The organism is Microcoleus sp. T3_D1 (genome assembly GCF_036700405.1).
Classification (GTDB): Bacteria; Cyanobacteriota; Cyanobacteriia; order Cyanobacteriales; family Microcoleaceae; genus Microcoleus.
Map to the genome: position 1 here is coordinate 48,007 of NZ_JAUBOV010000028.1, position 22,565 is coordinate 70,571.

Sequence of the window (22,565 nt, forward strand, 5' to 3'; positions counted from 1 at the left end):
AGGGAATTCATTCCCTGGCGGACTAACGGGTGGGCGGGAGGACTGGTGGACAAAAAGCTTAAGTTGAACACCTATGGGCTTGGCCTAAGTCCCTACACTCGCCGTGTCCCTACAAGGGCTTACCACCAAAAATGCTATACTTACTTGCGGCCAGAAGATTGACCTTCCGTAGTCGCTATTTCCCCAGCTTCCATCAACTGCTTAAAGCGACGTAAATCATTGGCAATTTGCTGTTCGGGAGCTTCGCCAAATAGTTTAGCAGCGCCAGCACCAATTGCACCGCCCGGAGGGTTGTATTCGATGACAACTTTTACCTCAGTACCGCGTCCTGCAGATGCCGGTTGAAAGCGCACAAAACCCGAATTGTCAACATCAGCTCCTTCCACCGACGCCCAAGCAATTAAGCGATTTTCTTCTTCGCGGACAATCTCTGCATCCCATTCCACACTATTGCCCATCGGCGCGCTAGCAATCCAGTGAGAACGTGTTTCATCTATTACCGTAACGTGTTTGAGATGCTTCATAAACCGAGGTAAATTTTCAAAATTGCGCCATAAACGGTACAATTCATCAGCCGGTTTGTCGATCGTCACCGTCTTTTCAACTTTAATGCTTTGATTCGGATCGGCAGCCGACTGCAAACCCTCCACAACCCCCAGCCCGCGAGCAGCTAAACCGCCCCCCGCAACCGCCAGCAAAGCACCTCTCAAAGAACGCTGTGACAAACCAAAAAGCACCAGCGCCCCGCCCCCAATTAAAGATGCCCAGCGTTCGGTATCGCCGCTGCTACTTTGGTTTTGTTTGTCGGAATTTGTGCTTGAAGTAGATTCCATTGGTTTAAACCTGCTGGTAAATTAATAGCGAAAAATAGCAGCTAAAGGTGCCTCGTTCGGCACTTGTTCCGGCGGCATAGCGTAAACAGTTCCGCCGTTGAGAATAGTTTGAATTGCTGCCGCATTCAACAAATCTTCGTCACCCAATTCTGCTTCTGGGTGGATTTGCACCGCGTTCGTATCGGGATTAAAAGTACCCCACTGCTGAACGCCAAGAGCAACAAATAGTCGATCGACCCGTCCAAAATAAGCAGCCGAAACAGCTTCTTTCAAATCAGCAGAAATTTTATCGCTTCCTGTCAGATCGTGGTATTGTGCGATCGCCTCTGACTGAGCCTGCAAAAACAAAGGTTCCACCAGCGGCCAAGCTTCGGCCCGCAACTCTTCCGGCTTGAGAAGTTTCTGATTGCCTGTAATCCCTTCTTCAAATAAATGCGGGTAGGTATTAGCTTCTCGGTAAAGCGGGAGCAAATACTCAACTCCAGCTAACACTAAAGGAGCTTTTTTATTGTGCAAATATTTGTGCAGCGCCCCATCAATTATGTGGAAATACTGCAAAATTTCCTGCTGGGGCTCATCTCGATCTGGACTTCCTTGACCGTGAAAACTTCCCGGCTGCTGAAAAGAATTATTAGTGCCTCCTTTTGAAGTAGCAATCCGAAACTGACCATCTTTAGCAGTCGGGTCATATTGCAGAGCCTCCTCAAGGCTTTTCGGCAAGTTTTCAACTTCAACTTCCCTAGCACTGTAAGGCGTACACTCAATCAGCCTCACTTCCTTCTGACTGAGAGCTAAAACATAAAATAAATTATCTCCTGTCAGCATAGGCATCAGCGGTTTGACGTGAAAATTGTCGCTCACAACAACTAATTCGTCAAAATTCACCGGACAGGTATAGTAGCGGAAAAATCCCGAACCGACAAAAATCGCCAGCAGGTTGCTTTGATTTTCCCAAAATTTTTCCTGGTCAATTTCTGCTCGGACTGGCTCTAGCAATTGGGCAGCTTCTTTTTTGTCAAATCCGTACTCTACAATTTTGTCTTCAGCCTCTCTGATTAAATTTTTGAACCGAATCGGGTTTTGTTGAATTTCTGTTCCTTGAGCGACTGGCATATAAATTGAGACGCACAATCCAGAAGATTGTTGTACCAGCGCTTTGAGTTCGTCTACAGATATTACGTTCACCGCTGAAACTCCTTTTCTAAGGGGTTTTGTAATAAAAACAACCGATTCTTTAAAATGTATCTCTCCTGACATGGCCCCTGCGTCTGCCTAAAGTAATGATCGGCTGCTGTAGAGCATTTCATCCCCGAACTAAAACGGGGTTTCCCGCCGCTGTTCCAATCGAACTGCTTATTACCTAAGATAGACGGCGCTAACTCGGCGGCTACTTTACCATAATTTACTTTAGTCGGCTTCCACTACTCGTTATATATGATGAAAACAAAACTGTTTCTGGGGTTGCTGTGGGCAACATTTATTGCCTACACCTTGCTGCTAGCTCCTCTCGATCAGCCCGGAACGCTAACAGTTATTGAAAAAATGCTCAAATTCCAGCTAGAAGGAATCAACCCCTACCTTGTCACTATATTCGCTCTCATGGGAGTGTGGCCGATGGTCTACGCTTGCTTCCTATTCATTGATGAGAGAACCCAAAATATATCCGCTGGGCCTGCTTTCATCGCTTCCAACGGCGCCGGCATCATCGGCTTAATTCCCTACTTACTCCTCCGCCAGCCCCAGCAAGAATTTTCCGGCCGCAAAGATATGTTGATCAAAATATCAGACTCCCGCTGGACAGGCATTGTACTTTTACTAACTACTATCTGGCTGTTAGCTTGGGCTTGGTTAAATGGAGATTGGGGAGATTTTGTCAAGCAGTGGCAGTCAATTCCTTTTGTGCATTTAATAACTTGGGATTGTTGCTTGATGGCTGTAATATTTCCCTCACTTTTGGGGGACGACATGGCACGCCGTGGACTCTCGGACGATCGCATTTTTTGGGCAGTCTCTCTAGTTCCGCTGTTAGGGCCGCTAGCTTATCTTTGTCTGCGCCCCCCTCTGCCAGAATCTGCAACAGAAATCGCCACTTTCCCGCTAACAGCCCGAAGTTGAAACATTGAAAAATTTGGTAGTGTTCAAGATGTACTTTATTGACTAGCTCAAATAACCTGCCGGAGTCGTCATCCCAGTTGAGAAATTCCTCGAAGGAAAGGGTTTTTTGGGCGATCGCAACCATTGATATTAACCTTTTGCGTAGGTTGGCTCTCTGTTGTCTGTTTCTAGCTTAACGCTTTCAATATCCATTTTAGTGTGCATCAAAGGGGTAGCTTAGCAATACGATCGACCCATTCCTCTGCACTAGATGCTGCCCAAATCAAGAGTAGTTCTTCGATGACAACTTCCATCGGTATTTTTCGGGAAACAATAATGACTCCAGCACTCTGATTAGTAGTAATGAACTCAGCAAATTCCGATGGCATTGTTTTGCGATCGTGGCTGACAAGAACACGTCTTTGCTGTGCTGCAATTGCCAGCACTTCTAAATCTTTAACGCCTTCTAACCCAGCAGCAAAAGCAGTTTGAAAGTCGATTGTAGATTCTCGTCGCAGTAATCCTGTGACGATCGCCTGATTTAAGTCAGCATCAGCTTGATAGCGCACATTCACGATTGCACCTGCTGTGTTGCTGCTTTAGCTGCAATCAGTTTGTTGTACAAAGCTGGATCGCTGGTTTGTAGAGGTTGAGGCATGGCATCAAATGCAGCTTCTTCGGCGGCTAAGTAAGCGTCGATTTCAGCGCGGTTGGCTAGATAAAAGGCGATTGCCCCATAAACCTGTTCCAGTGTCAGTAGTGGGAAAGACTGAACAATAGTTTCGGGCGATAATCCTTGTTGGAAAGCATAGGCGATCGAGTCAAGAGAAATCCGAGTTCCTTCAACCCAATAGGCATCATTCCGATACTCTATGTAAGTTTTAACTGCTACAACTGGCATACATTTTTTTGATTCTAACTACTTATTATCATAGACGGAAGAACCCGCAGGCAGCCCAGGGTTTGCATGAGCTCTGTCAGAGGTTGGTTGCGGAAGGTGGCGAGTTGAATTAAGGCTTGAATGCGGGTAACGTTGAGTTTTTCAAGGCGCGAGCTCATTTGGATCAGTTGCTTGTGTTCTTCGGGAGTCAGGGTTTCGGCATGACGCTTGGCGATGAGGGCATGGTATTCTTCCCAGGTTTGTGCACTAAAGCCGATGTTAATTTGTTGCAGCAAGTCGGCTTCAGTAGGTTGGGTGGTTGGAAGTCTAGGCTGGAGGCGTTCTTGCAGGGTGTTGAGGATGTAACGATCGGGTTCAACGCCCTGTCGAGATGCTTCAGTGCGGATCTGCTGTTCGAGTTCGGGAGAGAGGTTGAGGGTGATGGTGGTCATGGTTATCTTGGCAGCAACATCTATTCATCATTTTAGCGATCGGGCTTTCACCTTATCAAAAACTTCATCGCCTGGGACTTCTCGATTTTACTGTCCGCGTCCTGGTTTGCAATCTACGAAACCTAATGCTTCTGTGTCGAGAAAATTGGCGATCGAAATGGCGATCGGATCTTCAATCTTCGCAGCACGCGCAATTAGAACAGCTTTAATTCGTTCTGGCAAACGTCCCAAAATAACTTCGGCATCAGGAGAAAGTTGTTCTTGAAGTTTAGCTTGCATGACATTCACCTTTGGGTTGGAATTTGATAGATACATTCAAGCCACTACCCAACTCAGATTTAGCGGTCTAACGTTGCCAATCACCCGCCGCAAATTACCTCAGACTGCCACCGACAGGATCTCGACGGTCGGGTGCATTGGCGTTGTTCGAGTGCGCGCATCTCTTGCCGTATTTTGATGCTACCGCAAAAAAGCGCGTAACTTTTCAAGTTCATCACCCTGTAAACACTTAGCAAAAGAACGGTGGGTCCGAGCATTTGGATGGGGGAGAAAAGCAAAAAATCTTTCACGATTCCCTATCTCAACGAACTCGGATATTGAATTTGCTGTAGAGATATTGAATTGGCTTTGAATCACTTGCTTTGCGCGTGCCCCCAGTACCACTATCACTTTTGCTCTTGCTAGTTCTAAAACTCTCAACAAGTAGGCTTCCACACATTGCTCCTGTGCTTCTTCTACACCAGTTTCGGCACGAGACTTACAATGCACTATCTCGGTAAGCGCATAATCAATGCCTGGACTAACGTTCCGTTGAAGTAGCTCAATCGCACGTTGTCTAACCGCTGCCCAAAATCGAGTAGAGCGACTATATTTCCCGTCTTTTAGCAAGGATTTTGTACCATCAACGATCCAGTGCTTACGTCCTCCTCCAAAACGGTAATTGAAATAATCGTGTACTTCGCTACATGACCAATCCCAAGTTGGGTAATCTTCATCAGAGCCAATTGATGGATTTGAACTCAGGAAGAGAATGGGTGCTTGCTCTATCTGTCCACTCCAAGGTTCAGGCACTTGAAATTTTTCTAACCCAATTGCATTTTGAGAGTCAACAATTGTACGACATGGATTTTCAACAGAAAGATCTTCTTGACACTCTCGTGCATGGGGACAATGAACAATTTCACTTAGCAGAGTTTTTTCAGACATTCCCGAAATATATCAACTGATTACGAGTTTACGAAAATCTAGCAGTCGAACTTATAATTGTATCGCAGTTGCGGTACAATACCCAATAGAAGAGAAAAATACCGCCGATCGATCGCTGATGTATGTCACCAAAAGTGGCACTAATTCACATAGCAATTGCTGCCGTTCGATGAAAATTCAACCAAATTGTCATGCGGCTAAAACAGGACGATCGAGCTTGCGGACTGCATACAGAAGCGTAGCTTTAATATAGTCAATTTCCAAGTCTGGAAATTCTTCGATAAACTTAAAAATTTGCTCACCCGCAGCCAGCAACTCTAGGATATCGATGACTCGAATCCGCATTCCCCGGATGCAGGGACGACCGCCACATTGTCTTGGGTTCACTGTGATTCTGTCAAACAGATAAGCAACGGATGCTGGCATTGCTTAAAATTGTTTAAAATCTTTGTCTTTAGCTTACTTCATTTATCGCCCGAAACTCACGCCGCGATATAATTCTGCGATCGCCACTTCCAACTCAATACTGTGTAAAGTATTATTTGTGCGTTAGGCGTAGGCAGGAAGTGGCTCATAAACGAGTTCCATGAGTTTCTCTGAGGGAATGGTTTCCATTGCATAGGTATTACCTTGAGCATCCGCAAAATCTACTAGATAAGCACGATCCTCAAAGCTCATCAGAATAGTGCCAACTTGTCCGGGCCGGAGCAAAATGGGCTGAGAGGTGTCTTTATGGATTGCCTGAATTTCTTCGGTCAAGGCAACAACATCATACTCGTGTAACGTCATCACAGTATCCTCACTTATTGACAGGATAGGTATTAGTTAACCTGGGAAAGTCTTCATGGGTGCGAATCATCCAACATGACAGCACCCAAGAGCTTCCTGTTTCCGTAGTCATGAAAAATTTGATATCATACTGGGTTCCATAGTTGTCACTTTTATAAATTTCTGCATCCTGATTGACCGCAGATTCTAATATAGCCGCTTCTAAAATAGCTTTGTTTTCTAGTGTAATTCCCAATCTATTTCTAAATAGGATGGCTTTATCTTTTCCTTTGGGATGCTGCATATTTAGTGAGTATCGCTCAAGCTTGTCACCAAGTAGTGCCTTATCTCCGTTGGGTAGTTTCATCTGTCGAAATGGTTAAGTCACTTGGTAGAAAGTTTTCATTTGCCAGAAACCGCATTAACTTGCCTCAGCAATTTGCCCGCCCGGCCATATATCGATCGAAAGTCGTGTAATCTCCAGCTTTGTAGTCAGCACGGGCCGCTTCAATTTCGGCAAGGTCTTCTGGAGAATCGTCCTCATTCGGGAATAATTCAGCTTCCAAAAATTCCCATATCTTGTATCTTTCAGCAATTCCCAGTGACGAAATAGCTTCCAGCAGTGATTGAAATGAGATGTCTACTTTCACAGTATTTTCAGCCATCAGAACTTTCCTCCTATTTTAATTTTACACTTAGTATATTTATTCAAGATGCTCAAAGTAGCTGGAATGTGATTTTATATTTAGCTAAATGGTTTCTGTCATGTTCTTTCGCTCTTTTTTTTACCGCAGATTAAAGCAGATTTACGCAGATTTACGCAGATGGAAGAATGACTATTGCTATTTTACCATAAACAAAACCCGCAAGATGCGGGCTTCATTTTAATCATGGCAATTTAACTGATTACTACATTACAACCGCACTAATCAAAGTTTGCACATTTTGTACAACAGCAGTAGTCAAATTATGAGTCACAGGCAAACTGTCAACGACTATTCCGGCGCACAATAGCATCAGGTACAGAATAGAGTATTTGAAGAGCGATCGCGCCACAATCTTATCCTCTGGAGTCTGCAACAGCAACCAAGCTTTTTGGGCAAAAATAGCACCGAGGAAAATAGCTGTTCCCGCATACACCGCGCCCGCTAAATTCAGGGGATAAACTAGCAGCAAAGTTGCAGGAATCATCAATAGCGTGTAAATCCAAATTTGGCGGGCTGTCTCTTCGTCGCCCTCAATTACCGGTAACATGGGCACCCCTACTTCCTTGTATTCGTCGCGAATCATCATTGCTAATGCCCAAAAATGCGGCGGTGTCCACAGGAATATAATCCCAAACAGCAGCCACGCACCCCAACTCAAATCTCCCGTAACCGCAGCCCACCCAACTAGCGGGGGAATCGCCCCGGCTGCACCGCCGATGACAATGTTTTGCACGCTGTGACGCTTCAGCCAGTGGGTGTAAATTAGGACATAGAAAAGGATGCCTGACATTGCTAGCAATGCGGCTAATAAGTTGGCAACAACTGTCAGCAATGTAAAGGATATTGTAGCTAGGGCGATCGCAAATATCAAAGCATCGCGCTTCTTCACACGCCCGGAAGGAATCGGCCGCCACCGGGTGCGCTCCATAATATAATCGATGTCGCTGTCGTAGACACAATTAATCGTATTCGCCGACGCAGAAGCTAAAGCGCCTCCGGTAATAGTTGATACCAGCAATAGCGGATCGACTTCTCCTTTGGCCGCCATCCACATTCCTGCTGAGGTGGTGATTAGCAGCAGTAAAATAATTCTGGGTTTTGTTAGTTGATAGTAACTTTTCACGACTTGCGAAAAGTTTTCGTGGAGGCGGGGGCTGTCGTTGGTAAGAACTTCTTGCATCGGTTATTAGTTGTTAGTTGTTAGTTGTCATTTGTCATTGGTTCGTAGGGGCGGGTTTTACGAGAGATATTTGCTGTAGCTAAAAGGATTAATAAACCCGCCCCCACCGAGGGATAAATCAGCCCTCTCTTACTCAAGGAATAGATAAATCTGCGTTCTATATCATGTCCGGTTGATTCGTGCTTGTATGGGCGGGGCGGGTTTATGAAACTGTTGGCTTTTAGATCGAGAATCATGGTGAATCCGCCCCTACAAGACCTTGCACTATATAATAACGATGCTACCGGACATAATATTACTCTCAAGCTGATACAACTCGATCGCGCCAAGCTAAAACACTAAAAGCTATCAGGGTTCCCAGCAAAGCAGCACCGACTGCTTGGTGGGCGACTGTCAGCGGTTCTACCTGAAGGTGCAGCCGGAAAGTTGCTAATCCCAGAACTAATTGAGCAATGAGGCAAACACTCGCCCAATTAGCCAGTTTTCGCAAATTTGGACTCAGTGCAGGCTGCCGCCAAGCCATGACTGCTACGGCTAAAGTCGCTGCTGTAGCTGGTACGATACCGGCGATGTGGCTGTTCATTACCGAGCACAATTCTGAGGAGTCCAAACATTGGTGCAGTGCCCATCTAGAGCCTACCAATGCGCCTAGCAAACTTTGCAGGTAAACTAACAATGCTGCGATCGAACTTACCCAAGCTAATTTGCCCGTATTGCCTGTAGCTTCGTAGGGAGTCAGCATGAAACCGATGACTAGCAGGGCGCCAAAAAACAGTAAAGCGGTTCCCAAGTGAGCCGTAACGATGTCAAATCTCAGCAGTTGTGTTACTGTCAAGCCGCCCAATACGCCCTGAAAAACGATTAAAAATAGTGCTCCGGCGCTCGCCCAAGGCAGCCATTTGGGCAGGCGGCTGCGGTAAAACAAAGATAGTCCTAAAAGTGCGATCGCGCTCAAGCCAATTGCCGCTGCGTCCAACCGGTGAAACCACTCCAGAAATACCTGCAAATTCATTTGCGCTGCGGGTATTAATTGACCGTAGCACAGCGGCCAGTCGGGGCAAGCGAGCCCCGCATTCATCACCCGCGTGGCGCTGCCTACAGCCATTAACAGCCAGGTTGCGATCGCAATTTTCCACACTAGGCTGCGGATAATATCTTTTGGCTGCCACTGCACTCCTGCTGCGTTTGGCTGATTTAAAACTGAGTTTGCCATGAACTTTACCTTAGCCTTTGTTATCGATCGAACTTAATTAAATATCGAGGTTTTGCTTTGGCTGAGCTTAGCCTAGCTTAACACTCTTTTTCTCTGACCAACCGTCATTTTTACTACCTTAGCGACACTTTTATCCAATTAGTTTGTCTTTATAATTTTTTCAACTTTCTTCTTTATATTACAAAAGATGTCCTTTATTTTGTCAAACTTAAAAAAACTTTAATCTTTTCCCGCTCCTGGATAATTTAAAACTCCCCCACTGTCTAGGTTGGGCAAAAAAATAAAGATATAATTAAGAAAAAGAATTTATTAAAAAATTGTGATATGAACCGCTCAAAAATGTTTACAAAAAGCTAAACAACATAAAAAAACCTATAAAGTAGGATTCGCAACAAACTAAATGTAGCTGATTGTTCTACCTTAGTAGGAAGTATGACCGCAAATAAAACGGCAGTCAACAAGTTAAGCAAGCTCTAAGCCAGCCACTCTTTACTCCAGGCTTCGTAGCCGCGAGCAAGCTGTTCAAGGAGGGAAAAAGAAACAGGGAAAATACCGGGTTCCCTGGTGGTCCTAGATGACGGCATAGCGATCGCAGCAATCAGCTTGTGGTACAGTCAAAACAACCACCTGATGCCACAGCAAGCCTCAGAATAAGCACCGATGGTAGAGGCTGTTTTAACGTGACGATCGCAATCGCCACAGCCCTATTTATGGCGTTGCATAATAGCGGGATGATTTTGATTGTTTTGTGGGATGGGATCTCTTGGCCCGAAGGGGTGTATTTTCACACCAGGCGGGACGCTAACCCCTATTCCCCACAAGAATCATCCTCAAATTGTACAATACCCCGATCGCACGCCCGCCGATCGCAGACTCAGGAGACACGGTACCTCAAACAGCACCAGAAATCACACCCGAAATGGCTTCCACCCCCAGCAGCGCCAAATAGGGCGAAGAAGCCAAACCCTCAGATACGGGACAATCCGCAGGTTTCACAGTTAACGTCACTGGATCAAAGCTGCTACGCAGTTAGATTGTAGAATATCAAGTTGAAATAAATTACCAAGCGCTAAAATATATGTATATGTCAGCGAAAAATCATCTATCTCCAGTAGCACAAGTAGAATAATTGGTGCATTCATTATTAAATTAAGGAAAACTTATTATTAAATGCGTTACATCCGGTACATTGCTCGTGGCCGAACTTCCTTCCTTCTTTGAATCTAAAACCTAAAATCTAAAATTCTGCCGCCATGTCCCAAAAAAATGAAACCGTTGTTCTGGTATTATCGCTCCTAATTACGATCGGGCTAGCCGGTGCAGGTATTTGGTGGCTGACAAGCCGAGGCGGCATCAATCTCGGAGGTTCATCACCCCCAAATCCGACATTTTCCCAGTCTCCGACGGGGAATTCGCCGCAGTCAGAGCAGGCAATTGGGCAGCGTCTGAGTGCGGGGAACAAACTGTTAATTCCAGAGCAAGCAACAACAACCAAGCAAGCAGCAGTACAGGCGATCGCATCTGGCAACTATAACGCAGCTATTTCCGACTTACAAGCTTCGCTGAAAACGAATCGCAACGATCCCGAAGCACTAATTTACCTCAACAACGCCCGCATCGGCGCTCAGAAATCCTACACACTTGCCGCCGCAGTTCCCATTGGCGGCGATATCAATGCTGCTCTAGAAATTCTGCGGGGAGTCGCTCAAGCTCAAAATGAAATCAACCAAAGCGGCGGCATTAGCGGTACTCCATTAAAAGTGCTAATTGCTAACGACGACAACAACCCAGAGATTGCCTCGCAAATTGCCAGCGCGCTCGCAAATAACTCTGAAGTTTTAGGAGTGATCGGGCATTTTAGTTCTGACGCAACGCTAGCAGCCAGCAAGATTTACCAGCAAAATCAATTAGTAGCAATTTCTCCCATCAGTACCTCTGTGCAACTCTCAGGAATTGGCAGCAATATATTTAGGACAGTGCCGAGCGATCGATTTGCGGCGAATGCTCTTTCCCGCTATATGCTGGGAAAATTGCAAAAGCAAAAAGCTGCTGTATTTTTCAATTCTGCCAGCAGTTATAGCAAATCTTTAAAAAATGAATTCACCACTGCTAATTACGCCGATGGAGGACAAATCGTATCCGAATTTGACTTTGCTAAGGGCAATTTTAATGCCGCCGAGAGCGTTAAAAGTGCGATCGCCCAAGGAGCAGAAGTAATTATGTTAGCATCCGATTCAGCCACGCTCGACCAAGCTTTGCAAGTAGTGCAAGTAAACGCCAAACGGCTGCCGTTACTAGCAGGAGACGGTGCTTATACTGCTAAAACACTGCAAATCGGTGGCGCAGGAGCAACAGATATGGTGCTGGCTGTTCCTTGGCACATTCTCGCAGATCCGCAGTCAAACTTTCCCCAAACATCCAAACAACTGTGGAATGCTGAAGTAAGTTGGCGCACAGCTTTAGCCTACGACGCGGCGATCGCGTTAATTGTCGGTTTAGGGCGCAATCCGACTCGTACAGGCATTCAACAAGCTTTATCGGCGTCAGATTTTTCGGCAAATGGAGCATCGGGCCCGATTCGATTTTTACCTTCGGGCGATCGCAATCGAGCAGTTCAGTTAGTAACTGTTAAACCCGGAAATCGAACCCGTTACGGTTACGAGTTTGTGCCGATTAATTAAAAAACAAGTTCGGGTCATTTGTCTATGTATAGCAGAAGGAAGAAGGAAGAAGGAAGAAGCAATAAAATCAATCGTGTCAGCCATTAACAACGTCCTAACCGTCTGGGCGGTTGCTATAAAATCTACCATTGTTCCTTGGCGGGGGCAGCTTGATGGGATTGTTTGTTGGCGCGATAAAGGTTTGGTGAAACCCGGCCGGCATGGAAACTCGATCTAAAGTTGCGAAACTCCGATCGGCCTAACTGCCCTATTCCTCTCAAAAACAGCCCTCGGTTTCAAAGCAATTCTCAACAACAGCCACAGCGATCGCCATTCTCCGGGAGTTTCCTGCCGCTGCCACTGGCCCGGGCGACAGTACAGCATTTCGATCAAACAGCGGTGCTGGCTAATGTTGAGGCGATCGAACGCAATTCGCACAGTGGGAAATTCCACAAAACTGCCGTCTTTTCCATCCCGAAAACTAGACCCCAACTGAGATTTATCGCTCACCAACTCAATCTTAGCCACAGGAATAAAACAGTTCTCTTCCATAATTTTCAGAGTCGCCGAATCGCAATCAATCAAACCTTTGGCCCAAGGACGCTCAGTGCCCAAATCAACAAAAGACGGCGCTAAGGATCTCCTTGCTTTGACTGCCGCACTGCGAGAGAGCGCTTTTATTTTACCCGGCCATAAACTTGTCTGAACGGCATATTTTGGCAAAATCTCTGCTGGGGTCAAACTCTCTTTACTACCCTTACCTTTCACCGCAAAACTTGGCCACTGAGTCAGAGCAACTTCAGCGCCACTTTCCGAAATTACAGTGGTTATACCCCAAAAACTTTTACCGCCAATATTTAATTGTACAACCCTGCGTAAATTGAACCATTCGTAAATGTCCGGCTTAGGAATATCCACCAAAATCAGTAATGCAATCCCGATCATCAGCAGGTTGTACGCGCTCCACACCCATCCCAAACTCATTCCTTTTGACAACAAATGTGCACTTTCTGATATGGACTGTACGGTGCCAACATTTTTCACTAAATTAATGTTTAAACTGTGCCACAAACTGACTGCTGTAGCTGCGAACAAGACAATCAAAGGCCATCCCAAATTCCAGTTAAAACGAAAGCGATCGCTCGCAATTCCTTTTGGCGTCACCTGAAACCCTTTCCCAAAGGGATTCAGCATGGAACTCACTACCGTCACCGCTAAAGGAATACACTGGACGAACGAATAAATATCGGAAAGCAAAGCCGATCCCGATCTGCAGTTCAGCCAAGAAAACACAGTAAGTTGCACCAAATAGTAAGGCAGGAAAAAGTACAGCAATTCTGGCCCACTTGCCCGCAAAGGAATTATGCCGAGAAATGAATAAGCTAAAGGTATCAACAGATATAAAACCTTGGTTAAACTGGTAAACCAGTGCAGCAATCCCTCCAAATGAGATAGCCTTTGTACGAATGTAAGACCGCGAATTGTTAAAGGATTGGAATCAATAAAAAATGCCTGAAGCGTGCCTCGCGCCCAGCGTAGCCTTTGATTTAGATGAGCCTCTATATTTTCAGCCGCCAAACCCGCACTCAATTTTTCATCTAAATAAACTAAGCGATATCCGGTTGCTGACAGCCGAATTCCGGTAAAATAATCTTCGCAGATTGAATCTGTGACCAAGCCTCCCGCTGTTTCTAAAGCACTCCGCCTCACTACAAAAGATGTACCGCAACAAACTACGCTGTCGGCGCTGTCTTTGATGATTTCAATTTGCCGGTAAAAGATTTCTTCTTCCGGCGCGATCGCATTTTCTAAACCTAAATTACGGGAGATGGGGTCGTGGTTGTAAAAGCTTTGCGGTGTTTGAACGAGGGCGATTTCGGGATTTTGAAAAAATCCAACTGTTCGAGTTAAAAAGTTTTTAGTGGGAATAAAATCGGCATCGAAAACTACAATTAGTTCTCCATTAGTTAGGGCTGTGGCATGATTGATGTTTCCAGCTTTGGCGTGAATATTATCGGGTCTGGTTATATACTCGCATCCCAGTTCTTTTGCCAGCAACTTGATTTCATGCCGCTTGGTATCGTCGAGCAAATATACTTTTTTGTTGGGATAATCTAAAGCTTGACAGCCGATTACTGTGCGCCGTAAAATAAAAGCAGGTTCGTTGTAAGTTGGGATAAAAATATCTACGGGCGGGGTGAAGTTTCCAGCTTCAACTGCAACTGCCATGCGATCGGCTTCTCGACGCCGGTCTTTCATTCTCAGCATTAAATACAGTTGAATACTGGTGTTGAAAACCAGTAGCATTTCTAGGAAAAACAGCCCTAAACTAAAGATACCGTTGAGGGGATCGGTTAAATTTAGAGTAGCGAGCGATCGCCATAAAACGTAGCGAATGGTTAAAGCTAGAATTATTGCAACTACTACAGCGCGCGACCATTTCTGCGGTTGAGGCGAAATTTTAATTGCAGCTAAAGCGGCCGAAACCAGCACAAAAGTCGGCACTAACAAATACATCTTGCTCGTAGCAGGCACTTGCAGCCACACAGGCGGGTTTTGCTGCCAAATGTTGATTGTGGCAAAAATACCGCTGACTGTACCTTCACCGGCAAACCAGGCCCCGGCGATCGCACCTGCGAAAGCAACCACCCCCAACACGACTAGCGTTGCCGTCGGCACCCGCGAAATCCGCCCAAAGCGGCGTTTCAAGTCTTGAAAATCAAATCTTGAAGTTGTCATAAAATAATTTTAAAGTCCCGATCGTGCATGCCACAGTAAGGGTTTCTTGCTGTCCACTTTTTACTTCAGTTGAAAATTCCGACACACCCCAATTACTCTATTTACATTTTTTAACATTCTGACCCTTGTATGATAATTCATCTTGCTTGCTGTTGGCAAACTGCTAAGCGAGTCCAAACCTGGCCAAATATAGCAGAAGGAAGAAGGAAGAAGGCTTTAGTTACCGAGGAGAGAAGTCAATCGATTTTAGATTTTAGATTTTAGATTTTAGAATTGAAGCATTGACCCCCCGGATAAATTGGGGGGCTTGTATCCTGGATGCTTTCGGTCAGAAGCAATATTCGGCAAGGATTTCAGCAATGTCCGTAACAGGCTTTCCGGCCTGTTCCATAATAAAAAATATTTCTTGGGGGCCGTTTCTGCGACGCCGCCCATAAAAATCTTACTAAAAATTCTGCCACATCTCAGTCATAAACGTCGGGCGCGCTTGCTATAGTTCAAAAAAAATTACACCAGTTCTCAATCTTGGTGAGGTATGCCCACGGAGGCCTATGCCCACGGAGGCCTATGCCCGCTTATCAAGCGTGCACCTCATGTTACAGAGAAAGGCTATATCTTGTCTAATTACTAGAAACGCCTTTATTGGAGTAAAGCGGAGTTGATTGACGCATATTGATAGCCATCTTGTTTGTGCAAGAATTTGACGTTGCTCAGATCTTTTGTACTTAGTCGAAAATTACCGATCTTGATCTCAACACCTTTATCTGTTGGAGTCTTGACCCGTCCAACGTAAAGTCCTGATTGGAATCGCTTGCGGTCTTCTAGAAGCTGAATGGCAACAATATCACCAGTCCTACAATGAGTAAAAGACTGTCTAGGCTTGGCACAAGGAAAACCGTATTTATCGTTTCTAGTGGACTGTCGATTCCCTTGTCCTGTTGATTTAATCAGCAAGGGCTGTAAGGCGAGCATCTCCAAGGAATCAATCTGACCCACACAAGCCGCATCTAACCAGTGAGTTTTAGGCAGGCTAAGTCGAGTGCGGTTGTACTTGGTCAGACCACCCGAACCCTCCGAGACAGGAATACCCGTTTCTTTGAGTCGGTTGAACAATGCCCATCGGGTTGAGTTGACCGCAGCCGCGTCTTTTAAGGGGCGCTTTGCTTGAGCTAGAACCGATCGCAGAACATCTGGCTTTTTGGCTAAGAAAACGCTAATATCCTGAGTCCCTTTTTTGAGATTGCATTTCTCGCAAGCCAGGCACAGATTGGAGATCCGATTTGTGCCACCTTTTGCTTTGGGCTGGATGTGTTCGACTTGCAATGGTGTGTCAGTCACGTCGCAGTAAGCGCATTTCCTGTTCCATTTATTCAATAAATACTCGCGGATTTCGTACCCACATAAAATGCCTTGCTGATACTGAATGCCTGAGATTTCTGGGTTTTCAAGTTGTTGTAAATCAAATCTGACAAGCTCCTGAACGATCTCACTGATGGGTGCAAATTTGATTAATTTATTCACCCATGTCAAAGTAGTTTCTACGCGATGCTGCAAACTTGGAGGCAACCAACCTGAAGGGCGGGTGCGATTGAGAAACCGTGCTTGCCGATAGCGAGTGTGACGAGAACGCCTCCCCCGACGTAGAGAACGACGGGATTCTAAAGATGCTTTGATGGCTTGACCGCGATGAGTCAACTCAGCACCAAAGATTACTTTGTCGTTTTGAACAAGAGCAATCCCTGTGGTTTTAGAACCGGGGTCTAGTTTAATTGTGACGGCTTTAGGAATATCTGCAACCTCTTTTTTGAGAATGATGCTGAACGGATATTTTCTAAAAACAGATGCTCTACCCATCGATAATAAACGTCTCGCCATAGAAGGCTTACACGGTGTAAGCGGTTTCTTTTTAGCATCAATTACAAAAACGAAATTGGGTTTCAACATTTTGGCGTTGTTTCCTAAAAGTAAAGTTTGCTTCAACCCTGTTATCTTCTCGGTACTATGCAGATTGCACTTCCTCTAACCAATCTCGGATGTTTAACAATCTACTTACAGAGCTTGGAACTAGCGAATCCCAAGGTGTGAACTTAAACGCTTAGAGATAACGATTACTCGCTTTGAGTGGTCTGGAGTAGCTGCAATACCTCGGATTACGCCGAAATACTACGGATTGGTGCTACTCTACAAATCAAATAGGATTGCTATATCAAACTATAGCAATCCCTAGGATTTAGCAATTAGATGAATTTGACATCTAACTAAAGGTAGATAAATTTTATATTAATTTAAAAAAATTACCGCGCTCACAGCACAAAAACAAAGCCATCAAAAAACTAATCAGCAATTTCTAATTGCGAGATTGCATAGCGGGCGACCGCCAAACTAACTCTGGCTTGTTCTATTTCCGACAATTGATCCCAAGGTCTTTTAGTCGCCATGACCAATTCCCCCCCTTCCGAATCCACATCTCGCATCGCATAAGCCAAAGGACGTGCCAACACCTGCAAATCTTCCTCAGCCCACTGAGGCAAAATATCTAAGACGCACTCTACCATTTGGTCAGCTAAAGATTGATACTTAACAGTTGCGTTTTGAACGCTTTGAGCGATGCTGGCCAGAAAATCTTGAGGCACGCGAGCAAATTTCTCGCGCAAAGACTTTTGCAGAGCAGTCGTCAGCCAAACTTGTTCTAATTGCGAAAATAAAACTTGCGACTTCAGGGCAATATCGCTGTCGCTGAATGAATCAGATAGCGCAAATTCCTGCTCTAGGGCAGTTAAATAAGATTCCGATTCAAGCTGTGCAGGATTCCAGGGGTAAGCAACATCAGTCTGAACAATTGTGGCGAGAAGTTCCATCTGGGCCTGAGTTTGAGAGTCGCGAAAATATTCAGAATCAGCAGATTGGGTAGCCATGATGTAATACCTAAGTGGGAAAAGGAAAAGACAGAGGGGGGACTGTGCCAAGAGCTAGTTGCGAGCTATCAGTGGTAAATAACTCTTTTAAATTCAGACTGGAGACTCAACGTCCAGAACTTTGCTGTGCCACTCGCCGCTTGTCTTCATTAGCTACACCCGCACCTTAATTCGTTCCGCAATCAGTCTCACTGTACCCCGAAGTTTTAGGAACCTCAATAGTGAACTCAAAAATCTGACCTTGAGAACTGCCAAATTTTAGCTGAGTCCCGCTGCGTAGCAGCAATTCTTGGTGGTGAACTCTCTGCCATCCCTCAGATCCCAAAACTAGAGTCCCGTAGCGAGAAAAATCGCGCAGGAAGTAGCTAGGTTCTTCGCGGCTATCTCCGATAGTGTTTCGGCAGAAAATCTCGGCGTGTTTTTGAGAAACCCACTGTTCTCGAATCACTACGTCGTTTTCTTCCCAGCGTCCGACTCGAACCATACCCGCGCGAATCGGCCAAACCTGATTGGTTGAGTCGGTGGATTTGGCATTTGGTCGATCGCGCCCCCGCAAATAAGCACAAGACGGCAACCGTCCCAGCCAAGTAGAAGAATTTAAAGGCAACTCAGTTTTGAGGTCATCTACCGGCTCAGTTAGCTGACCGTCAAACTCAGGGTGCATATACAGCACAGGCAGCGTCCAAGCCGGTTGATTGAACTTGTAGAGCGTCAGTAACTGCTGTCTGGCGACGGCGACTGCCCGATCGATCGACATCCGACTGGCCAAAGCTTGAGCAAAACTTTGGATAAAACTCAGGGCCTCGCGATCGGCGATCGAGTCCCGCATCCCCAACACCGCAGGCACCCCGTGATGGATCAGTACCTCAGCCAAACTGCTACGGGCCATCGCCTGTTGCTGGCCGTTAGTTGAGTGCAACCTCTCCACCGCCGGCTGAGCTCCCCAGCAGGCATTAAACACCGCCAGCGTTACGCGGCCCCGAACTAATACCTGAGCTAGTTCAGTGCCATTAATCACCGTTTCCGGCCCCAAAAACAGCAAACCGCCGTCGGGGCCCGGTATCCCGTGGCCGGCGTAGAACAGAATGTTGTAAGCTTGCGTTTCCAGCCGAGAAATTAGTTCCGCCGCAGTAGGTTCGATCAGAGTATCGACGCGAGTCGGAACGCTGATGTCAGAATATTTGCCGCTGTCGTCGGTTTGAAAAGCACTTTCTAGAACCCCAGCTAGGGCGAGTGCTTCTTCTCCCAACTGCAAATGACCGTTATTACTGCTGGAAAATTGAGAATTAGCACCGCGGCCGGGTTCTGCTTGTCCCAAAACTAGCAAAATGTTGAGCGACTCCGCAGGATGCAGGGGTGGCAAAGGTTCAACATTGCTGGTAGTGCGGCTGAACAGCAGTTGCTGCGACAGAGAAATTGCCGGTTGACCGGCTTGAGGCTGCATAATTTCCCAAGGCAAAGCAATTAAATACGGTTCGCGCAAGTCTACGCGCACTCGCAGGGGTAGATTTTGCCCGATCGCGATACCTTTACTTTCCTGGAGACTACCCTGAATCGGCCCTTCAAACAGCCACTGCCAAAGATTAATCCCCAAATGCTGCATCAGGCGACTGCTGTAGCTTGCCGGTGGCCGAGGCGGATGCTGATCCCCCTTGTCGCCCCACCCCTGTTGACCGAGGTGGAGCGGCACAGAGGGCGTCGGTATTCGTTGTTCAGTTTCTGCCAATATATTCTGGTTGTTTTCCGCCGAGACGAAACTGCCATCAGGATTTAGGGGCAATTCGTGAATTGTCCCGGAGGGCGAAAACATTTCCTGCCAAGCTTTCCAAGATTGGGAGAGGGTATCGGGCCACATACAGTCGTGGTGAACGTACCCGCTGGGATAGGGAGCTTGTAGAACCCAAGTGGCAAAATGGTTTGCCCCAGCGGTTCTCAGGCGAGCGATCGCTATACTGAGGCAAGGACTTTCAGGGCGCGCCATTCACAAAAAAGCTCGGTAAGTGGGAAGCTCAGAGACTTTAGTCCTGAGAGGAAAACGACCCGGCGATTTCAATCGCTTTGAATCCCCTTGCGGGGTAGAGGGGTATGGTTGCCCCTCTGGTGAGGTATGGTTGCCTCGATCTCCCTTGCGGGGTAATGTTAGCTTGTCGGTCAATGTTATAGAGGCTTGTTAGGCTGGCAGCACTGCCGAGCGTGACTTTAAGGCTGTTTAACTACTAGCGACAGAGCAAGGGACTAGCTTCGCATCAAGCGGGTGTCGTGACCTAAATAACGTAGCCAGTTAAGGCGATAGCTGGTCAGTACAGCTTGCTCGATCGCTCTTACAAGCGAGCGTGGCTTTAGCCCGCTCGTTACTGACAACTACCGACTCTGGATATAGGGTGGGATTGAGTTTCTCTATTTGTAGTTTATCGGGTTTGGGGTGCGATCGAGTGCGTGAGATTGCTTTGGCAGTTTTTACTTTTACTTAGTGCCCAAAAATTTATCTATACTCGGTAAATCTACCCAAGTCCCCGTAGCATTCGACTCCTGGGTCAAATCCATCAACAACTGCGAGTAAACCCCTTCTCTGAGGGACGGTATCAAGGATTTACCGGTATCTATTGCTTCAACCCACCTATCTACTACTCGAATAAACGGTGCAATTCTCCCGTCTGGATAAACTTGAGGAAACTCCAATCTTTGAGGAATTTTGATTTCAGCTAAAGGTTCTCCACCTTGGGAACCCCACAAGCGAAATCCGTGGACGTAATCTTGCTGGTTGTCGCTTCCTAACACCAACGTACCCTTACTCCCGTATATTTCCACCCAGTGTCCCCGCCCTTGATAAGTAACAGAACTCAAACAAACTTGACAAGGCGTTCCCCCGGCTAATTCCAACATCAACGTGCAAGAATCATCTGCATCAACTAATTTTAAATTTCCCGAATCATTCGGATCGGGCCGCCGCGAAATTCCTGTAATCAATTGCCCAGAAAGCCTTTGGGGCGGGCCGAACAGCCAGCTAATATAATCAAAAACGTGAGAACCTGTCGCGCCCAAAACGCCGCCGCCTCGCTCTTTTTGCGCGTACCAATTCCAAGGGCGACTCGCATCAGCACGGCTCGATACTAGCCAATCAATCTTAATTAAACGCTTTTCTCCCACATATTCTGCTGCCAATAATTCTGCTAGCATTTGCCATGCGGGGATGAATCGAAACTCAAAGTCCATTGTGGCAATTGCTCTCGAACCACCATTTTTAAAATCGGTTGGAGATTCGTTGTTGGCCAATCGGTAAAGTTCCCTGGCTTCATTTGCTGTCAGGGCTGTGGGTTTTTCTAATAATAAATGCTTGCCTGCTTCCAAGACGGTTTTTGCCATTTCAAAATGCAAAAATGGCGGTGTGGAAATGCTGACACCCGCTACTTCGGGGATCGCTACTATATCGGCGATCGAGTCGCAAGCGTAGGGGATATTGTGGGTAGATGCGAGATCCTTTGCTTTGTCTAAATTCCGGTGGTAAACAGCCACAACCTCTGTCCGGTGATGGGCCTGAAGTCCGGGAATGTGTACTTTTTGACCGAAACCTGTACCGACTACTGCAACGCCAATTTTTGACATAATTTAATAATTGTTGACTGTTGACTGTTGACTGTTGGCTGTTGGCTGTTGGTAGTTGGTAGTTGGCAGTTGTTAGTTGTTAGTTGTGATTAGTTATTTGTTAGCTGCGACCACTAACTAATAACTAATAATTAATAACTAATGACTACTGACTAATGACTACTGACTACTGACTACTGACTAAGGGAGCATCTCAGTTTTGCATTTACAGTGCGAGCGTCCCCGCTCGCGTATTGTACAATACGCGAGCGGGGACGCTCGCACTACAATAAAAAAAATGCTTTTTACAAAACTGAGATGCTCCCATGACTACTGACTACTGACTAACTACCCATTCAATTACTTGTTTGCCCAAACTAACGCCGTCAAACAAGTCAATTTCTCTGATCCCTGTAGGGCTGGTGACATTAACTTCTGTGAGATAACCGCCAATGATATCAATGCCGACAAAGTACAGTCCGTCCCGTTGCAGCACGGGTTCTAACTGAGCGCAAATTTGCAGTTCGCGATCGGTAATTTCGGTTTTTGCGACTCGGCCGCCGACGGCCATGTTGCCTCGAAATTCATTGCCGGTGGGAATACGGTTGATAGCACCGATGGGTTTACCGTCCAACAATATAATCCGTTTATCTCCCTCTTTTGCTTCCGGCAGATAAGTCTGAACCATCACTGGAATTTGCCCTTGTTGAGTGCTAATTTCGACCAGGGAGTTGAGATTGCGATCGTCCGCTTCCAAAAACAAAATCCCCTCGCCAGCTTTGCCGCCCAAGGGTTTAAGAACTGCCGCCCCTTTTTTCTCAACAAATTGCCGAATTACCTGCTTGTTTTGAGAAACAATTGTTTCGGGGATCGCTCCCTCAAATTGCAAAGCATACATCTTTTCATTCGCCGCCCGCAATCCTTTGGGACTGTTAACTACCAAAGTTTTAGCCGGATCGATGCCATCTAGAAGGTAAGTAGCGTATAGGTAAGGAATGTTGACTGGGGGGTCTGTCCGCATAAATACTGCGTCCATTGCTTCGAGAGGCTGCAAAGTAGGATGTTCTACCTGGTACCAAGCCTCAGCCGCCTCCCAGCGTCCATCTACCACTTTTACTGGGGTGAGGGCTACCCGACTGAGCATTGCCCAGGTTTTGCCGCCGATGACGCTTAGTTCGTTGGCTTGAGTCGCCCACACTTCGTGACCCAACTCTTGAGCTGCCTCCATCAGCGCTACGCTGGTATCGTGTCCTGGAATTAGTCGCGCGAGGGGATCGATGATGAATGCAAATTTCATTGTCAATTAAAATTAAGAATTGGTCGCAGGAAAATTTGG

At 46.3% G+C, this 22,565-nt stretch carries 21 protein-coding genes; 2 read left to right on the top strand and 19 right to left on the bottom strand.

Going from position 1 to position 22,565, the window contains the following annotated elements:
* Positions 1–140: 140 nt before the first annotated feature.
* Both QT992_RS14785 and QT992_RS14790 read right to left on the bottom strand, forming a co-directional pair.
* Positions 141–833 carry an SRPBCC family protein gene (locus QT992_RS14785; protein ID WP_333321362.1) on the bottom strand — a complete coding sequence of 231 codons (693 nt, stop codon included), beginning with the start codon at positions 831–833 and terminating at the stop codon, positions 141–143.
* A gap of 21 nt (positions 834–854) precedes the next feature.
* Entirely contained in the window at positions 855–2,018 is a 1,164-nt protein-coding gene (locus QT992_RS14790; RefSeq protein WP_333321363.1) for a baeRF3 domain-containing protein, read from the bottom strand.
* 249 nt (positions 2,019–2,267) lie between these two features.
* Between QT992_RS14790 and QT992_RS14795 the strand changes: the two genes are divergently transcribed.
* Complete coding sequence (locus QT992_RS14795) at positions 2,268–2,948, top strand: DUF2834 domain-containing protein (protein WP_333321364.1); 681 nt, start codon at positions 2,268–2,270, stop codon at positions 2,946–2,948.
* Positions 2,949–3,151: 203 nt separating this feature from the next.
* On the opposite strand, the gene QT992_RS14800 is transcribed toward QT992_RS14795, so the two are convergent.
* The 11 genes from QT992_RS14800 to QT992_RS14850 form a co-directional block, all read right to left on the bottom strand.
* Entirely contained in the window at positions 3,152–3,502 is a 351-nt protein-coding gene (locus QT992_RS14800; protein ID WP_333281838.1) for a DUF5615 family PIN-like protein, read from the bottom strand.
* Positions 3,499–3,828, bottom strand: a complete 330-nt coding sequence (locus QT992_RS14805; RefSeq protein ID WP_333321365.1) for a DUF433 domain-containing protein — start codon at positions 3,826–3,828, stop codon at positions 3,499–3,501. Before QT992_RS14805 ends, QT992_RS14800 begins: the two co-directional genes overlap by 4 nt.
* Positions 3,829–3,842: 14 nt before the next feature.
* A complete protein-coding gene (locus QT992_RS14810; RefSeq protein ID WP_333321366.1) occupies positions 3,843–4,259 on the bottom strand; it encodes a hypothetical protein in 417 nt (138 codons plus the stop codon).
* Between the two features lie 87 nt (positions 4,260–4,346).
* Positions 4,347–4,574: a hypothetical protein gene (locus QT992_RS14815; RefSeq protein ID WP_333341579.1), complete on the bottom strand. Its 228-nt coding sequence runs from the start codon at positions 4,572–4,574 to the stop codon at positions 4,347–4,349.
* Positions 4,575–4,718: 144 nt separating this feature from the next.
* Positions 4,719–5,465, bottom strand: a complete 747-nt coding sequence (locus QT992_RS14820) for a uracil-DNA glycosylase family protein (RefSeq protein ID WP_333082280.1) — start codon at positions 5,463–5,465, stop codon at positions 4,719–4,721.
* A 189-nt stretch (positions 5,466–5,654) separates the two neighbouring features.
* The gene (locus QT992_RS14825) at positions 5,655–5,891 is read right to left on the bottom strand and encodes a DUF433 domain-containing protein (protein ID WP_333297618.1); all 237 of its coding nucleotides are present in this window, start codon (positions 5,889–5,891) and stop codon (positions 5,655–5,657) included.
* 123 nt (positions 5,892–6,014) lie between these two features.
* Positions 6,015–6,254, bottom strand: a complete 240-nt coding sequence (locus QT992_RS14830; RefSeq protein WP_333321372.1) for a DUF4926 domain-containing protein — start codon at positions 6,252–6,254, stop codon at positions 6,015–6,017.
* Between the two features lie 10 nt (positions 6,255–6,264).
* A complete protein-coding gene (locus tag QT992_RS14835; RefSeq protein WP_333321374.1) occupies positions 6,265–6,600 on the bottom strand; it encodes a DUF6883 domain-containing protein in 336 nt (111 codons plus the stop codon).
* Between the two features lie 64 nt (positions 6,601–6,664).
* Positions 6,665–6,898: a hypothetical protein gene (locus QT992_RS14840; protein ID WP_333341576.1), complete on the bottom strand. Its 234-nt coding sequence runs from the start codon at positions 6,896–6,898 to the stop codon at positions 6,665–6,667.
* 244 nt (positions 6,899–7,142) lie between these two features.
* Positions 7,143–8,120 carry a heme o synthase gene (locus QT992_RS14845; protein ID WP_333321377.1) on the bottom strand — a complete coding sequence of 326 codons (978 nt, stop codon included), beginning with the start codon at positions 8,118–8,120 and terminating at the stop codon, positions 7,143–7,145.
* A 301-nt stretch (positions 8,121–8,421) separates the two neighbouring features.
* Positions 8,422–9,333 carry a heme A synthase gene (locus tag QT992_RS14850; protein ID WP_333321379.1) on the bottom strand — a complete coding sequence of 304 codons (912 nt, stop codon included), beginning with the start codon at positions 9,331–9,333 and terminating at the stop codon, positions 8,422–8,424.
* Between the two features lie 1,253 nt (positions 9,334–10,586).
* On the opposite strand from QT992_RS14850, the gene QT992_RS14855 reads away from it, so the two are divergent.
* Positions 10,587–12,014, top strand: a complete 1,428-nt coding sequence (locus tag QT992_RS14855) for an ABC transporter substrate-binding protein (RefSeq protein ID WP_333341574.1) — start codon at positions 10,587–10,589, stop codon at positions 12,012–12,014.
* Positions 12,015–12,227: 213 nt separating this feature from the next.
* Here QT992_RS14855 and QT992_RS14860 read toward each other — a convergent pair whose 3' ends face one another.
* From QT992_RS14860 to gshB, 6 genes are all read right to left on the bottom strand, one after another.
* Positions 12,228–14,732, bottom strand: coding sequence for a glycosyltransferase (locus QT992_RS14860; RefSeq protein ID WP_333341572.1), 2,505 nt, complete (start codon positions 14,730–14,732; stop codon positions 12,228–12,230).
* A 639-nt stretch (positions 14,733–15,371) separates the two neighbouring features.
* On the bottom strand, positions 15,372–16,676 hold the full coding sequence (gene iscB, locus QT992_RS14865; RefSeq protein ID WP_333341570.1) for an RNA-guided endonuclease IscB: 1,305 nt from the start codon (positions 16,674–16,676) through the stop codon (positions 15,372–15,374).
* 389 nt (positions 16,677–17,065) lie between these two features.
* Positions 17,066–17,647, bottom strand: coding sequence for a hypothetical protein (locus QT992_RS14870; protein WP_333341568.1), 582 nt, complete (start codon positions 17,645–17,647; stop codon positions 17,066–17,068).
* A gap of 166 nt (positions 17,648–17,813) precedes the next feature.
* Positions 17,814–19,628, bottom strand: a complete 1,815-nt coding sequence (locus QT992_RS14875; protein ID WP_333321389.1) for a CHAT domain-containing protein — start codon at positions 19,626–19,628, stop codon at positions 17,814–17,816.
* Positions 19,629–20,110: 482 nt separating this feature from the next.
* Positions 20,111–21,250: a Gfo/Idh/MocA family oxidoreductase gene (locus tag QT992_RS14880; RefSeq protein WP_333321391.1), complete on the bottom strand. Its 1,140-nt coding sequence runs from the start codon at positions 21,248–21,250 to the stop codon at positions 20,111–20,113.
* Between the two features lie 316 nt (positions 21,251–21,566).
* On the bottom strand, positions 21,567–22,526 hold the full coding sequence (gene gshB, locus QT992_RS14885; RefSeq protein WP_333321429.1) for a glutathione synthase: 960 nt from the start codon (positions 22,524–22,526) through the stop codon (positions 21,567–21,569).
* Positions 22,527–22,565 lie beyond the last annotated feature (39 nt).

Coding starts and splice junctions, on each gene's coding strand:
- QT992_RS14785 (WP_333321362.1), bottom strand. CDS start 833: ATGGAATCTACTTCAAGCACAAATTCCGACAAACAAAACCAAAGTAGC.
- QT992_RS14795 (WP_333321364.1), top strand. CDS start 2,268: ATGATGAAAACAAAACTGTTTCTGGGGTTGCTGTGGGCAACATTTATT.
- QT992_RS14805 (WP_333321365.1), bottom strand. CDS start 3,828: ATGCCAGTTGTAGCAGTTAAAACTTACATAGAGTATCGGAATGATGCC.
- QT992_RS14810 (WP_333321366.1), bottom strand. CDS start 4,259: ATGACCACCATCACCCTCAACCTCTCTCCCGAACTCGAACAGCAGATC.
- QT992_RS14815 (WP_333341579.1), bottom strand. CDS start 4,574: ATGTATCTATCAAATTCCAACCCAAAGGTGAATGTCATGCAAGCTAAA.
- QT992_RS14820 (WP_333082280.1), bottom strand. CDS start 5,465: ATGTCTGAAAAAACTCTGCTAAGTGAAATTGTTCATTGTCCCCATGCA.
- QT992_RS14825 (WP_333297618.1), bottom strand. CDS start 5,891: ATGCCAGCATCCGTTGCTTATCTGTTTGACAGAATCACAGTGAACCCA.
- QT992_RS14830 (WP_333321372.1), bottom strand. CDS start 6,254: ATGACGTTACACGAGTATGATGTTGTTGCCTTGACCGAAGAAATTCAG.
- QT992_RS14835 (WP_333321374.1), bottom strand. CDS start 6,600: ATGAAACTACCCAACGGAGATAAGGCACTACTTGGTGACAAGCTTGAG.
- QT992_RS14840 (WP_333341576.1), bottom strand. CDS start 6,898: ATGGCTGAAAATACTGTGAAAGTAGACATCTCATTTCAATCACTGCTG.
- QT992_RS14845 (WP_333321377.1), bottom strand. CDS start 8,120: ATGCAAGAAGTTCTTACCAACGACAGCCCCCGCCTCCACGAAAACTTT.
- QT992_RS14850 (WP_333321379.1), bottom strand. CDS start 9,333: ATGGCAAACTCAGTTTTAAATCAGCCAAACGCAGCAGGAGTGCAGTGG.
- QT992_RS14855 (WP_333341574.1), top strand. CDS start 10,587: ATGTCCCAAAAAAATGAAACCGTTGTTCTGGTATTATCGCTCCTAATT.
- QT992_RS14860 (WP_333341572.1), bottom strand. CDS start 14,732: ATGACAACTTCAAGATTTGATTTTCAAGACTTGAAACGCCGCTTTGGG.
- iscB (WP_333341570.1), bottom strand. CDS start 16,676: ATGTTGAAACCCAATTTCGTTTTTGTAATTGATGCTAAAAAGAAACCG.
- QT992_RS14870 (WP_333341568.1), bottom strand. CDS start 17,647: ATGGCTACCCAATCTGCTGATTCTGAATATTTTCGCGACTCTCAAACT.
- QT992_RS14875 (WP_333321389.1), bottom strand. CDS start 19,628: ATGGCGCGCCCTGAAAGTCCTTGCCTCAGTATAGCGATCGCTCGCCTG.
- QT992_RS14880 (WP_333321391.1), bottom strand. CDS start 21,250: ATGTCAAAAATTGGCGTTGCAGTAGTCGGTACAGGTTTCGGTCAAAAA.
- gshB (WP_333321429.1), bottom strand. CDS start 22,526: ATGAAATTTGCATTCATCATCGATCCCCTCGCGCGACTAATTCCAGGA.